This is a genomic window from Rhizobium sp. 62_C5_N11_2 (assembly GCF_051811185.1).
Lineage (GTDB): Bacteria > Pseudomonadota > Alphaproteobacteria > Rhizobiales > Rhizobiaceae > Rhizobium > Rhizobium leguminosarum.
In genome coordinates this window covers 4,343,234-4,356,154 of sequence record NZ_JBPWPW010000001.1, presented here as the reverse complement: position 1 = coordinate 4,356,154, position 12,921 = coordinate 4,343,234, and the positions used below count along the sequence as shown (strand labels likewise).

Sequence of the window (12,921 nt, the reverse complement as noted above, 5' to 3'; positions counted from 1 at the left end):
CCGAGATACGCGAGTGACAAAAAGCTGTCAAGGCAAAAGGATGGAATGGTTCGACTTTTCGGCTTGCCAGCCTGTCATTTGCCCGTTATGAGAACGCCCGCGCCGAACAAGCGCCGACCAGACCGCGGAGAGGTGGCAGAGTGGTCGAATGCACCGCACTCGAAATGCGGCATACCTGCAAGGGTATCGTGGGTTCAAATCCCACCCTCTCCGCCATCAATTTCCCGGGATTATTAACGTTTGAGATTACCGGGAGATTGCCGTGACCGGCGGTCAGAATCGCATGCATTCCAAGGCCGCACCAGAGCCGTTCCCGAATCAAAACATCGCGCTTTGCTTGCGCTGATTCTGCCCGATATCCATTGAGCGAAACAGGCAGGAGACAAATATACGGGTGGCTCTTGGTGCGGGATCTCGTCAGTTACCCAGCGCCTTCTTCACCCAGACGCCAACCTCATCGCCGCTGCTCATGTCGGGCTGCACCAGCCCGTCGATCATGAAGGTTGGCGAGACGTGGATGCCGTTCTGCCGGGCATATTTGCAGTGCCATTTGATTTCCCGGTCGAGATCCGGGATTGCGAAGGCTTCTTTCAGCTTGACGCCGCTGTAGCGTTCGAGGCGCTCGATGATCTGGTTCGGCGTCACATCCATATTCGGGCCGCCGGCATGGCGTTCAAACTCGAACTCCTCGCGATGGGCGGCAATGGCGGCCATCACTTTCCTTGCTGTCTGCTTGCCGCCTTCCAGCGTTGAGGCTGCGATGATGCAGCGGACGAGGACACCCGAATACATATGCCAGGGTTGCGACTGCAGGCGGATCTTCACGGTGATCTTGTCTTCGCCTGCCTGGCTCAGCAGTTCGTCGAGCTTGTTGAACGCTCTGACCGAGTAAGGGCAAGTCGGCTCCAGAAAGGCCTCGAAAATGCGCGGTCCATTGCCCCAAGTCAGCGGATCGGCGTGCCAGGCGGTGGTCGTCATGGAATTCCTCCGAAGGTGAGATATCTGAAGCGACTTAGGTCGCCAGGCTCCAGAAGCCATGCTTCTTGCCGTGCCGACGTTTCAGTTCCGCGACATAGTGGTCATGGGACCTGGTGTTGCCGAAGTCATCGATATGAGGCGCAAAGGATGCACAGTCCGCCAGATGCCTCGCCGCATGCTTATAGCGGCCGGACCGGCCGCTATCGAGCGCGAAATCGATCATGGAGCGCAAGGCAATGGTTGCCGCGAGCGGATGTTTCTCCGCCAGAGCTTCGGCTGCCAGCGTCATCAGCTCATAGAGATTGCCATCCAGTTCCGCCTTCCTGCTCACTACAAGTTTTGCCGCCTCGGCAGGCGTCGGCCAATTGAGAAAAAACGCAAGTGCCTGGTGGACGTCAGGAAAAGCCCGGGCATGGACAAATGCCTTCTCCTCGGCCTCAAGATCGTCGAAATCAGGCAGCCGCTTGAGGAAAGCCTTGAGGTGCTCGCCATGCAGCGACTGCTCGAAACATGTCCATCTATAGGTCTGTGCCTCCGCTGCACGCCCCAGGGCCTCGAGCGTCTCGACGCGCGCGCGCTGCCATTCGAATGGCATGTCGGCCCAGCCTCTCCTGTCGGCCTCATCCAACGTCTCAAGCGCTTCCTTCGCCCGACCGGCCGAGAGCAGACGATTGGCGATGTCGGCAGCTATCATCGGCGCCTTGCGCGCGTCCTCGGGGTGTTGGCCAATGTAGGCATCAACATCGCCCTGGGCGTCGGCAATTTCCTGCAAGGCTATGCGCACCGTCAGATCTCGCTGAGTGCCGTCGATCTCATCTTCGTAAAGGGGGCCCGCGCTGCCCCAGCCGATGATCTCGCGCTTGTCCTCCGCCGGCTTGTCTTTCGGCTCCTTGGACCATTGGATGAAGAGGGTTTTCAGGCAATCGAGACCATCCTTGCCGAGAGCTGGCGCCATCGCCGCAATCAGGTTGTCATACTGGCCGTAACCATCGTCTTGCACGGCTTTGAACACCTTCTCGGCCAGGACATTGGCGTCGATCCTGGCGGACGCGGCGATTGCGGCAGCATCCTCGCAAGCCTGATGAAAACTTTGGATGACAGAACCGCTGCTCTCGTTGGATCTCTCAAAGATCGAATTCGCCAGGGCGAGGAACTGCCATATCAGTTCGAAAGCCTCCTGGGGATCATCGGCGGCAACCGTCTCTGTGATCGTCTTGCGCTGCGTTTCCAGGTCGCTCTTCAGCGCCTTCACTTTGCGCCAGTTGATGAGGGTTCGAGCCCGGGCGATGCTGGCAAGCCGTTTTCGCACCTCACGCGCCACCTCGGCGCTGCCGTGATTGCCGGCAAGCTCCATTCGAAGCCGTCGCTTGTGGGCAGCACTGCCCATGCTGATCTCGACCAGCAGCTCGGCAAGGCGCTGCGCACCAAGGGATTCAAGATTCTTCGCATTGAGTGTTGTCTTGGCTGCCATCGGTCATCGCTATCGTTTCTGCGATGACCCTACCCTGCAGGCGGTACGAGGCCAAGGTCCGGGAATGTGCACAGGGATAATCCTCTGTGCCTCGCTATTAGCTAAAAACTAACGCTGCCTCGTAACGACTCCTAAAGCCGGTTTTGGCACCTTGTTGCCTGTCGAATATTGCTTCCAAATTTCTCGCTGGGGTTGATTATGAGTCATAATAAAGACGCCTGGGTCAGCCAGCGCGCTTATTCACTATGGGAATCGGAAGGCAGGCCGGATGGGCGTGGGGAAAGCCATTGGGCGCAGGCGCTGAGGGAGTTCGAGCAGCTGGAGCTGACGAAGGCCTCGCCTGATGGAAACGATCTCATCGAGAAGCTGAAGGCAGCCGGGCGGCTGATGCGGATCTATGACGAGGCGGCGCCCGCCGTTGAGAACGACCGGCAGATCAAGGCGGCTCGCTAGGCCGTATTTTTCAATCCCTGGGTTGCCGAAATATTCAGCGGCATTCCAGGCGGACGATCGGCCTTGCCGGCAGGCGTCTTGCCACCTCGACGAAACCGGCATCCAGAAACATCGACAGCGTTCCCGGATAGAGCTCGGCTCCGTTCGAAGCACGGGCTGCCTGATCGACAGGGTAGGCTTCGACACATTCGGCGCCGTTCGCGCTTGCGAATTCGACGGCGTGTTTCAATAACAATCGCGACAGACCCTGCCGCCGGAACGGCTTGCGGACGATGAAGCAATTGATCGACCAGACCGGCTTGTCATCCACCGGCGCAAAGGGTTTTGAGCGGCGCAGCCGATCGAATACGGCGCGTGGCGCGACACCGCACCATCCGGCCGGCTCGTTCTCATGATAGCCGAGAATGCCGGGTGCACGCCGTTCGGCGACGAGGCTTCGGAACCAATTGCGATTTCCCTCGCCCCATTCCGCCTTGTAGTCGGCATTCGGACGATACCAGTAGGCGCAGCGGCAATTCCGACCGCCTGCGCAATCGTCGAAGACCGCTTCGATATCGGCCAGGCGGTCGGCGGTGGCGGGGAAGAAAGAGAAGCGTTCCTGCATCCGGGCAAATTATGGCGCGGGCGGACGATCGGCAAGCGGTCGCCCGTGCCGGCCGATCAGCCGGCGCGGCCCTCCAGCTTGAGGTGCTCATTCTTTAGCGGCCGATGTCGTTTGGCTATCGCCGCCGATTGGCATTCGCGGGCGGGCGGCTCGTCCTGCCGCTACTGGCGTGCGGCCCAGCTCAGGCCACGTCGCAGGATGAGGGGCATGTAGGGATGGTCGAATTCGGCTGCGACATGGCCGAGGGCGGAATAGAAGATGCGGCCGGCACCGAAATGGCGCTTGAAGGCGACGGGCATCACGACATTGCGGGCTGCCGGATCGTAGGCGCCGGTGAAGGTGGTGGTCGCAAGGATTTCGACTGTGGGATCATAGTGGAGATAATATTGCTCCGAACGATAGTCGAAGTCGGGAATGCCCTCCATGACGGGATCGTCCTGGCGGGTGACGGCGACGCGGAAGTCGATGATATTGCCGGGATGGGCGACCCAGGTGACGCCGGAGACATAACGGAAAGGGGCGCTTTCCTTGAAGGACGTGGCGAGTGCACCGTGATGGCCGGCAAGCCCCAGTCCGCCGCGCACCGCTTCGACGAGGGCGCTAGCATGAGGCTTTTCGAGCGTTTCGCCGGTAATGATGGGCACCAGCAGATCGGCCTTCGCCAGCGTCGGAGATCCGAAAATGCCGAGATCGCCGGTTACCTCGACCGCAAAATCGTCCTCGCGCAGAAGGTCGGCGACGATATGAGCGCATTGCTCCGGTTCATGACCTTGCCAGCCGCCCCAAACGACCAATGCCTTCCTCATTCGCGCTCTCCCTGCCTGATGGCTGCAGACCGTTGATCATCACATGGTGGTAGAAGCCCCTTAGATCGCGCGGTTATGCAAATCACGCGAATAATTCATGAATATTGCGGGTCCGGCACACATCGCCCGGACGGGCGGCTTCGGCATTTGACGTATTGTCCGTTTGTGCCGATCGCAGTTCCTTCTTTTTATTGACGTGTATCTCGTTTAGGCTTCTCCCATCTCTCGTGAACAATAGGGTGGTGTATGGCAGGTGAAACGGTTCTTGTCGTCGGCGGCGCCGGCTATATCGGCTCGCATACGTGCCTCGACCTGGCGAACAAGGGCTATAGGCCTGTCGTCTTCGACAATTTTTCGAACGGTCATCGCGAGTTTGTCAGATGGGGGCCGGCCGAAGAGGGCGATATTCGCGATCGCGCCCGGCTGGATGAGGTGCTGGCCAAGCACAAGCCGGCGGCGATCCTGCATTTCGCGGCGCTGATCGAGGTCGGCGAATCGGTCAAGGATCCGGTTTCCTTCTACGAGAACAATGTGATCGGCACGTTGACGCTGCTTTCGGCGGCACAGGCGGCCGGCATCAATGCCTTCGTCTTCTCCTCGACCTGCGCGACCTACGGCCTGCCGCAGAGCGTGCCGCTCGACGAGACGCATCGGCAGGTGCCGATCAATCCCTACGGGCGAACGAAATATATCGTCGAACAGGCGCTTGCCGATTACGACCAGTACAGGAGCCTGCGCTCGGTGGTGCTGCGCTATTTCAATGCGGCCGGCGCCGATTTTGAGGGCCGGATCGGCGAATGGCACCAGCCGGAAACGCATGCGATACCCCTGGCGATCGACGCGGCACTCGGCCGCCGCCAAGGCTTCAAGGTGTTCGGCAGCGATTACGAGACACGCGACGGCACCTGTGTGCGCGACTATATCCATGTGCTGGATCTCGCCGATGCGCATGTGCGCGCCGTCGAATATCTGCTGAAGGGCGGCGATTCCGTTGCGCTCAACCTCGGCACCGGCACCGGCACGACGGTGAAGGAATTGCTCGGCGCGATCGAAGAAGTGTCGAACCGGCCTTTCCCGGTCGAATATATCGGCCGGCGCGAAGGCGATTCGCACACGCTGGTCGCCAATAACGACAAGGCGCGCGACGTGCTCGGCTGGGTGCCGCAGTATGATCTGTCTGAGATCATCCGCTCCGCCTGGGATTGGCATGCAAAATCCAACCAGCATTGAGAAGGCGCGCCGGCCGAACGTCCTGCTGATCACGGCGGATCAGTGGCGCGGCGATTGCCTGTCAGCCGTCGGTCACGCCTGTGTAAAGACGCCTGGTGTCGATGCGCTGGCGCGGGAAGGCACGCTCTTCCGGCGGCACTATGCCGGCGCGGCACCCTGCTCGCCGGCGCGGGCCACGCTCTATACCGGCCTCTATCAAATGAACCACCGCGTCTGCCGTAACGGTTCGCCGCTCGATGCCCGCTTTGACAATCTGGCGCTGGCCGCCCGGCGGGCGGGATATGACCCGACGCTGTTCGGTTACACGGATACGGCGCCCGATCCGCGCGGGATGGATGCCGGCGATCCGCATCTGACGACCTACGAAGGCGTGCTGCCGGGTTTTACGGCCCGCCAGCTTCTGCCCGAGCACGAAAGACAATGGCTCTCCTGGCTACGGTCCCGCGGCCATGCCGATGCCGTCAGCCGCGATATTCACATTCCCGTCGGTGCGGAAGCGGGAGAAATCTCAGATGCAGCGCCGGCCTATTCGCGCGACGAGACCCAGACGGCTTTCCTGGCCGGCGAGTTCATTCGCTGGGTGGGCGAACAGGACAGGCCGTGGTTTGCGCATGTCTCTTTCTTGCGTCCGCATCCGCCGTTCTCCGTGCCGGAGCCGTTCAACCGAATGTTCAAGCCGGGGGACGGACCGGTTTTTACACGCACGGCAAACTGCGAAGCCGAACAGGACGGTCATCCCTACCTCGCCTATGCCATGCCACGCTCCGACAAGGGCAGCTTCATTCACGGTGCAACGGGGCCGCTCAGCGACTGGAACGGTGAGGATTTCGCTGCGATCCGGGCGATCTATTACGGCATGATATCAGAGGTCGATGCGCAGCTCGGCCGTATCTGGCAGGCCCTCAAGGATGCGGATGCCTGGGACGATACGCTTGTTGTCTTCACCTCCGACCACGCCGAGATGGCGGGCGATCACTGGACGCTCGGCAAGGGCGGTTACTTCGACGGCAGCTACCATATTCCGCTTGTCATTCGCGATCCCGCAAGCAGTGCTGCGGGTGGGGTCGTCGACAAATTCACCAGCGCTGCCGATATTTTTCCGACACTTTGCCAAAGGCTCGGCGTCGACGCGAAGAACGGGCTCGATGGCCGGTCGCTCATGCCGTTTGTCAAGGGTGGCAGCGGACAGAACTGGCGGGACGCGGCATTCTGGGAGTTCGATTTCCGCGACATTGCGCATGGCGAGGCCGAGCGGCATTTCCGGCTGCGGTCCAATGAATGCAATCTCGCGGTGATCCGCGACGCGCGGTTCAAATATGTGCATTTTACCGCATTGCCGCCGCTCCTCTTTAATCTTGCCGATGATCCGATGGAGCTCGACAATGTCGCGGCGGATCCGGCCTATGCGGCGATAAGGCTCGACTATGCCGAGAAGCTGCTGTCGCTCCGAGCACGGCATCTCGATCAGACGCTCGCTTATACCGAACTGACGGAAAGAGGGCCGGTGACCCACCGGCCCTGATGTTAGTCTAGCCGAGCCGAACTAGGGTTCAGCCGAGATAATCGCGCTTGCCGATCGGAGCACCCTGGCTACGCAGGATGGCGTGGGCCGTCGCGACGTGGAAGTAGAAGTTCGGCAGGGCGAAGGTGGCGATGTATTCGTCGCCCGGCAGCACGATACCACTCTTTCCCGGCAGGGTGATCTGGCGGGTTTGCGTGCCTTCCAGTGCTTCCGCCGAGAAGCCGGCGAGATAGGCTTCGGTCTTTGCCAGGCGCTCACGCAGGTCGTCGAACGTCGTTTCGTTATCCTCGAACTTCGGGGCGTCGGTCGCCGTCAGGCGGGCGAGCGCAAATTTGGCGGTGTCGCTGGCGCGCTGATACTGGCCGGAGAGCGGCAGCATGTCGGGCGCAAGGCGAGCGGTGACCAATATGAGGGGATCAATATTCTTTTCCTTCGCATAGGCTTCGGCCTTGTCGAGGTAGGTTTTCAGGCTGGCGAGACCGCGCTGGAACATCGGAACGGTGAGGCGATACATCGAAATGGACATCTGTCCTGTCTCCAAAATCTTCAAATGATTGGGTCGCGGCGAGAGGTCGAAGGCGTCTGCGGCCGTGAGCCTGTCTTCGACCCTGCATAGATGGATGCTCGTTTCGTCTTTCACAACACCGACAATGCGGGCCTCGGTCCTGAAGCCCGCATGGCATTGCGCTCTCATCCATATCTTGACGCCGCTAAAGATACTTGACGCCGCTCCCAGAAAATGGAATGAATATTCCGCAGAGCGGATTTGACGGTTTGTTTGTTCCGTTTTTGTGGAGCGCCGCGGGAGAGGTGGCGCGGGGAATTGCGGCTTCAGAGCAAATGCCTGGGGCTCCGGCGTGAGGAGGGTGCAGCCGGGCACCGCTTTGTGGAGGAAGTAAAATGAAAAAGTTTATCCTGGGCACTGCGATGGCGCTCGTCATGTCGACGGCGGCTCACGCGGAAACTGTCGGCGTCTCGATGGCGAAATTCGACGACAATTTCCTGACGGTTCTGCGCAACGGCATGACCGATTATGCAAAGACACTCAGCGGTGTGACGCTGCAGGTCGAAGACGCACAGAACGACGTTTCCAAGCAGCAGAGCCAGATCCAGAATTTCATCGCCTCCAAGGTCGATGCAATCATCGTCAACCCTGTCGATACCGATGCAACCACGGCAATGTCGAAGCTCGCGGCCGATGCCGGCATTCCGCTGGTTTACGTCAACCGTCAGCCGGTCAACGTCGACACGCTGCCGGACAAGCAGGCCTTCGTCGCTTCCAACGAGCAGGAATCCGGCACGCTGGAAACCAAGGAAATCTGCCGCATTCTCGGCGGCAAGGGCAAGGCCGTCGTGATCATGGGCGAGCTCTCCAACCAGGCTGCGCGCATGCGGACCCAGGACGTCCACGACGTCATCAAGACGGATGAATGCAAGGGCCTGGAGATCGTCGAAGAGCAGACGGCGAACTGGGACCGCACCCAGGGCGCCGACCTGATGACCAACTGGCTCTCCAGCGGCATCGAATTCGACGCCGTGATCTCCAACAACGACGAAATGGCGATTGGCGCCATCCAGGCGCTGAAGGCGGCCGGCAAGGATATGACCAAGGTTGTCGTCGGCGGTGTCGACGCCACGCAGGACGCGCTTGCCGCCATGCAGGCGGGTGATCTCGACGTCACGGTGTTCCAGGATGCCGCCGGCCAGGGCAAGGGCTCGCTCGATGCAGCGCTCAAGCTCGCCAAGGGCGAAAAGATCGACAAGAAGGTCTACATTCCCTTCCAGCTCGTGACGCCTGCCAACGTCAAGGACTTCGTCACCAAGAACTGAGGGGAAGGCCAAGCAGGATGCGGGCAAAGCCCGCATCCTTTTCGCCTACCCGTATCCGGAGGAGATGATATGGCCGTCAGCCCGACAACCATGGCCGCCGTGCGCGCGAGCGGCGCAGTTCCGAATGCGGAATATCTCTTGAGCGCCGAGGGTGTCCGCAAGGAATTTCCCGGTGTCGTCGCCCTCGACGACGTGCAGTTCCGACTGAAGCGCGCCTCCGTGCATGCGCTGATGGGCGAAAACGGCGCCGGCAAATCGACGTTGATGAAGATCCTCGCCGGTATCTACACGCCCGACAAGGGCGATATTCGCCTGAAGGGGATCGAAATCCAGCTGAAATCTCCGCTCGACGCGCTGGAGAACGGCATTGCCATGATCCATCAGGAACTGAACCTGATGCCGTTCATGACGGTTGCCGAAAATATCTGGATTCGCCGCGAACCGAAGAACCGCCTCGGTTTCATCGATCACGGCGTGATGCACCGCATGACCGAGGAGTTGTTTACCCGGCTCAATATCGCAATTGATCCTGATATCGAGGTCCGGTTCCTGTCTGTCGCCAACCGGCAGATGGTCGAGATCGCCAAGGCGGTTTCCTATAATTCCGACGTGTTGATCATGGACGAGCCGACTTCGGCGCTGACGGAGCGCGAGGTCGAGCATCTTTTCCGTATCATCCGCGACCTCAGGGCCCAAGGCATCGGTATCGTCTACATCACCCACAAGATGAACGAGCTCTTCGAGATTGCCGACGAGTTTTCCGTCTTCCGCGACGGCCGATATATCGGCACGCATGCCTCAACCGACGTCACCCGCGACGACATCATCCGGATGATGGTCGGGCGCGAGATCACCCAGATGTTTCCCAAGGAAGAGGTGCCGATCGGCGAGGTCGTGCTCTCCGTCAAGGATCTGTGTCTCAACGGCGTTTTCAAGAACGTCTCCTTCGAGGTCAGGGCCGGCGAAATCCTCGGTGTGGCCGGCCTGGTCGGCTCCGGCCGGTCGAACGTCGCTGAAACGCTGTTTGGCGTGACGCCGGCAAGTTCCGGCTCGATCGAGCTCTACGGCAAGCCGGTGACCATTTCTTCGCCGACCGAGGCCATCCGCAATCGCATGGCGTTCCTGACCGAAGACCGGAAAGATACCGGCTGCCTGTTGATCCTCGATATTCTCGAGAACATGCAGATCGCCGTTCTGCAGGACAGATACGTCAAGGGCGGCTTCGTGCAGCAGGGCGCAGTCGAGGCAACCTGCGAAGACATGGCAAAAAAGCTGCGCGTGAAAACGCCCAATCTTTACGAGCGGGTGGAAAATCTTTCGGGCGGCAATCAACAGAAGGTGCTGATCGGCCGCTGGCTGCTCACCAATCCGCGCATCCTCATCCTTGACGAGCCGACGCGCGGCATCGATGTCGGCGCCAAGGCGGAAATCCACCGGTTGGTCGTGGAGATGGCGCGAAACGGCGTGGCGGTGGTGATGATCTCGTCCGAGATGCCCGAGGTTCTCGGCATGAGCGACCGCATCATGGTCATGCACGAGGGACGCGTGACCGGTTTCCTCAATCGCGACGAAGCAACGCAGATAAAGGTGATGGAGCTGGCTGCGCAGTGATGCGTCGACGGCGATCGTCCAAGGGAGGTTTGACATGACTACCAAGGCAGCAGAGAGCGCGGCTCCGCTCGCAACCCGGCAAAGGCGGCGGCGCATACCGACGGAACTCAGCATTTTCCTCGTGCTCGTCGGCATCGCACTCATCTACGAAGTGCTCGGCTGGATGTTCATCGGCCAAAGCTTCCTGATGAATTCGCAGCGTCTGACGATCATGATCCTGCAGGTCTCCGTCATCGGCATCATCGCCGTCGGCGTCACGCAGGTCATCATCACCGGCGGCATCGACCTTTCGTCGGGTTCGGTCGTCGGCATGACGGCGATGATCGCAACGAGCTTTGCCCAGTCCTCGACCTGGGGACGGGCCGTCTTTCCCTCGCTGACCGACCTGCCGGCTTTCGTGCCCATCGTCGTCGGTCTGCTGATCGGGGCGGCGGCCGGCCTCGCGAACGGCGCGCTCATCGCCTACACCAAGATCCCGCCGTTCATTGCCACACTTGGCATGTTCGTTTCGGCCAGAGGCGTGGCGAAGTGGTATACGAAGGGACAGCCGGTTTCCGGAATCACCGAGCAGTTTCATTTCATCGGAACGAAAGCCTGGCCGGTTGTCGTCTTCCTGGTCGTTGCACTGATCTTTCATATCGCGCTGCGCTACACCCGCTACGGCAAGTTCACCTATGCCATCGGCGCGAATCCGCAGGCCGCGCGTGTTTCCGGCATCAACATCGAGGCTCATCTCGTCAAGGTCTATGTGATTGCGGGATTGCTTGCCGGCCTTGCCGGTATCGTCACTGCGGCACGTGCGGAAACCGCACAGGCCAGCATGGGTGTCGGATATGAACTTGACGCGATCGCCGCGACCGTCATCGGCGGCACCTCGCTCACCGGCGGTGTCGGGCGCATCACCGGCACAGTCATCGGCACCATCATTCTCGGCGTCATGACCTCCGGCTTCACCTTCCTCAGGATCGACGCCTACTACCAGGAGATCGTCAAGGGCCTCATCATCGTCGCGGCTGTTGTCATCGACGTCTACAGACAGAAGAAACGCCGCAAGCACTAATTTCCGGCAGCGTGATCCGATAGTTTTGCGGGGGCCTCGGCCCCCGTTCCGTTTTGAGAGCATGATGCCGAAGAATGTGAGCGGTTTTCGGACGACATCACGCTCTAACTATTTAACTTAGAAGAGCATTCAGATTTTAAGCCGAACTGGCCGAAAATCATCCTGTTCCAGCGTCGATGACGGATTTTTAAAAAAAGAGGTGGCGAATTCCGTCAGCTTTTCTATTCTGCCGCTTCATTCGCCCGCTCGGGCAGCGCAGGAAGACAGATGCAATTCGTATTTGACGGTCACAACGACGTTCTCCTTCGACTCTGGACACATTCAAAAGACGGCAGCGACCCGATCGCGGAATTCGCAGACGGCACGACGGTCGGCCATATCGATGCGCGTCGCGCCAGAGAGGGCGGTCTTTCGGGCGGTCTCTGCGCCATCTACATTCCCTCGGGCGATCTCGTCTTTGCCGATCCGGATGCTAACGGTCGCTATATCACGCCGATGGCGGCACCTCTTGATCCGCTGCCTTCCCTTGCCATCGCCAATGAAATGGCGGCGATCGCGCTGCGGCTCGACCAAGCTGGCGCCTGGCGGCTCTGCCGGACGGTGAAAGATATCCGCGGCGCCATGGCGGATAACATTTTTGCCGCCGTCTTGCATATGGAAGGTTGCGAGGCGATCGGCGCCGATCTCTCGGCGCTCGAGGTATTCTACGCGGCGGGGCTGCGGTCGCTCGGGCCGGTCTGGAGCCGGCACAATGTCTTCGGTCACGGCGTGCCCTTCGCCTTCCCAATGTCGCCGGACACGGCGCCCGGCCTGACCGATGCCGGCTTCGCGCTGGTCAGGGAATGCAATCGCCTCGGCGTCCTGATCGACCTTGCTCATATCACCGAGAAGGGTTTCTGGGACGTGGCGAAGACGACGGATCAGCCGTTGGTCGCCACTCATTCCAATGCCCACGCCCTGACGCCGGTCGCGCGCAACCTGACAGACAGGCAGCTCGATGCGATCCGCGAAAGCCGCGGGCTCGTCGGCATCAATTATGCCACCGCCATGCTGCGTGCCGACGGCCGCTCGGACAGCGATACGCCGCTTGCCGACATGATCCGCCATATCGACTATCTCGTGAACCGCATCGGCATCGATTGCGTGGCGCTCGGATCGGACTTCGACGGGGCCACCATTCCTGAGGAAATCGGTGATGCAGCCGGCAATCAGAAGCTGATTGCCGCTCTCAGAGAGGTTGGCTATGCTGATGCCGACCTCGCAAAACTTGCCCGTGAAAACTGGCTTCGCATTCTGGCCCAAGCTTGGCGGGAGGACCGCGCCTAAGCCTTTCCTAATCCAATCAAAAAACAGGGG

General features: G+C 60.3%; 12 protein-coding genes and 1 tRNA gene. 8 read left to right on the top strand and 5 right to left on the bottom strand.

Translation table 11 applies throughout. The annotated features are described in order from the left end of the window. Positions 1-126 precede the first annotated feature (126 nt). Positions 127-216: transfer RNA gene (locus AB8B31_RS21345), tRNA-Ser, on the top strand. A gap of 201 nt (positions 217-417) precedes the next feature. On the opposite strand, the gene AB8B31_RS21340 is transcribed toward AB8B31_RS21345, so the two are convergent. Next, complete coding sequence (locus tag AB8B31_RS21340; protein WP_131605709.1) at positions 418-978, bottom strand: DsbA family protein; 561 nt, start codon at positions 976-978, stop codon at positions 418-420. 34 nt (positions 979-1,012) lie between these two features. Beyond that, entirely contained in the window at positions 1,013-2,449 is a 1,437-nt protein-coding gene (locus AB8B31_RS21335) for a DUF6880 family protein (RefSeq protein WP_131605708.1), read from the bottom strand. Positions 2,450-2,647: 198 nt separating this feature from the next. Here AB8B31_RS21335 and AB8B31_RS21330 point away from each other — a divergent pair, with 198 nt between their 5' ends. Beyond that, positions 2,648-2,902: a DUF2934 domain-containing protein gene (locus AB8B31_RS21330; RefSeq protein WP_018448355.1), complete on the top strand. Its 255-nt coding sequence runs from the start codon at positions 2,648-2,650 to the stop codon at positions 2,900-2,902. A gap of 34 nt (positions 2,903-2,936) precedes the next feature. Here the strand turns inward: AB8B31_RS21330 and AB8B31_RS21325 are convergent, their stop codons facing one another. After that, positions 2,937-3,506, bottom strand: a complete 570-nt coding sequence (locus AB8B31_RS21325) for a GNAT family N-acetyltransferase (protein ID WP_131605707.1) — start codon at positions 3,504-3,506, stop codon at positions 2,937-2,939. A gap of 161 nt (positions 3,507-3,667) precedes the next feature. Beyond that, the gene (locus AB8B31_RS21320) at positions 3,668-4,312 is read right to left on the bottom strand and encodes a ThuA domain-containing protein (RefSeq protein ID WP_028734124.1); all 645 of its coding nucleotides are present in this window, start codon (positions 4,310-4,312) and stop codon (positions 3,668-3,670) included. 246 nt (positions 4,313-4,558) lie between these two features. Here AB8B31_RS21320 and galE point away from each other — a divergent pair, with 246 nt between their 5' ends. Both galE and AB8B31_RS21310 read left to right on the top strand, forming a co-directional pair. After that, positions 4,559-5,542, top strand: a complete 984-nt coding sequence (gene galE, locus AB8B31_RS21315; protein ID WP_018517028.1) for a UDP-glucose 4-epimerase GalE — start codon at positions 4,559-4,561, stop codon at positions 5,540-5,542. Further along, positions 5,520-7,064, top strand: coding sequence for an alkaline phosphatase family protein (locus tag AB8B31_RS21310; protein WP_131605706.1), 1,545 nt, complete (start codon positions 5,520-5,522; stop codon positions 7,062-7,064). Before galE ends, AB8B31_RS21310 begins: the two co-directional genes overlap by 23 nt. A 28-nt stretch (positions 7,065-7,092) precedes the next feature. On the opposite strand, the gene AB8B31_RS21305 is transcribed toward AB8B31_RS21310, so the two are convergent. Then, positions 7,093-7,590 (bottom strand): DUF1993 domain-containing protein, encoded by a 498-nt coding sequence (locus tag AB8B31_RS21305; protein ID WP_131605705.1) that lies wholly within the window; start codon positions 7,588-7,590, stop codon positions 7,093-7,095. A gap of 374 nt (positions 7,591-7,964) precedes the next feature. Between AB8B31_RS21305 and AB8B31_RS21300 the strand changes: the two genes are divergently transcribed. The 4 genes from AB8B31_RS21300 to AB8B31_RS21285 all read left to right on the top strand — a co-directional run bounded on the left by AB8B31_RS21300 (position 7,965) and on the right by AB8B31_RS21285 (position 12,891). Next, positions 7,965-8,894, top strand: coding sequence for a sugar ABC transporter substrate-binding protein (locus AB8B31_RS21300; protein ID WP_018244093.1), 930 nt, complete (start codon positions 7,965-7,967; stop codon positions 8,892-8,894). Between the two features lie 69 nt (positions 8,895-8,963). Beyond that, entirely contained in the window at positions 8,964-10,505 is a 1,542-nt protein-coding gene (locus AB8B31_RS21295; RefSeq protein ID WP_028733608.1) for a sugar ABC transporter ATP-binding protein, read from the top strand. A gap of 34 nt (positions 10,506-10,539) precedes the next feature. Continuing rightward, complete coding sequence (locus tag AB8B31_RS21290; protein WP_018244091.1) at positions 10,540-11,565, top strand: ABC transporter permease; 1,026 nt, start codon at positions 10,540-10,542, stop codon at positions 11,563-11,565. 267 nt (positions 11,566-11,832) lie between these two features. Next, positions 11,833-12,891, top strand: coding sequence for a dipeptidase (locus AB8B31_RS21285; protein ID WP_131605704.1), 1,059 nt, complete (start codon positions 11,833-11,835; stop codon positions 12,889-12,891). Positions 12,892-12,921: the final 30 nt, after the last annotated feature.

Bases quoted from the DNA above. Each gene is read 5' to 3' on its own strand.
- AB8B31_RS21340 (WP_131605709.1), bottom strand. From the start codon at position 978: ATGACGACCACCGCCTGGCACGCCGATCCGCTGACTTGGGGCAATGGA.
- AB8B31_RS21335 (WP_131605708.1), bottom strand. From the start codon at position 2,449: ATGGCAGCCAAGACAACACTCAATGCGAAGAATCTTGAATCCCTTGGT.
- AB8B31_RS21330 (WP_018448355.1), top strand. From the start codon at position 2,648: ATGAGTCATAATAAAGACGCCTGGGTCAGCCAGCGCGCTTATTCACTA.
- AB8B31_RS21325 (WP_131605707.1), bottom strand. From the start codon at position 3,506: ATGCAGGAACGCTTCTCTTTCTTCCCCGCCACCGCCGACCGCCTGGCC.
- AB8B31_RS21320 (WP_028734124.1), bottom strand. From the start codon at position 4,312: ATGAGGAAGGCATTGGTCGTTTGGGGCGGCTGGCAAGGTCATGAACCG.
- galE (WP_018517028.1), top strand. From the start codon at position 4,559: ATGGCAGGTGAAACGGTTCTTGTCGTCGGCGGCGCCGGCTATATCGGC.
- AB8B31_RS21310 (WP_131605706.1), top strand. From the start codon at position 5,520: ATGCAAAATCCAACCAGCATTGAGAAGGCGCGCCGGCCGAACGTCCTG.
- AB8B31_RS21305 (WP_131605705.1), bottom strand. From the start codon at position 7,590: ATGTCCATTTCGATGTATCGCCTCACCGTTCCGATGTTCCAGCGCGGT.
- AB8B31_RS21300 (WP_018244093.1), top strand. From the start codon at position 7,965: ATGAAAAAGTTTATCCTGGGCACTGCGATGGCGCTCGTCATGTCGACG.
- AB8B31_RS21295 (WP_028733608.1), top strand. From the start codon at position 8,964: ATGGCCGTCAGCCCGACAACCATGGCCGCCGTGCGCGCGAGCGGCGCA.
- AB8B31_RS21290 (WP_018244091.1), top strand. From the start codon at position 10,540: ATGACTACCAAGGCAGCAGAGAGCGCGGCTCCGCTCGCAACCCGGCAA.
- AB8B31_RS21285 (WP_131605704.1), top strand. From the start codon at position 11,833: ATGCAATTCGTATTTGACGGTCACAACGACGTTCTCCTTCGACTCTGG.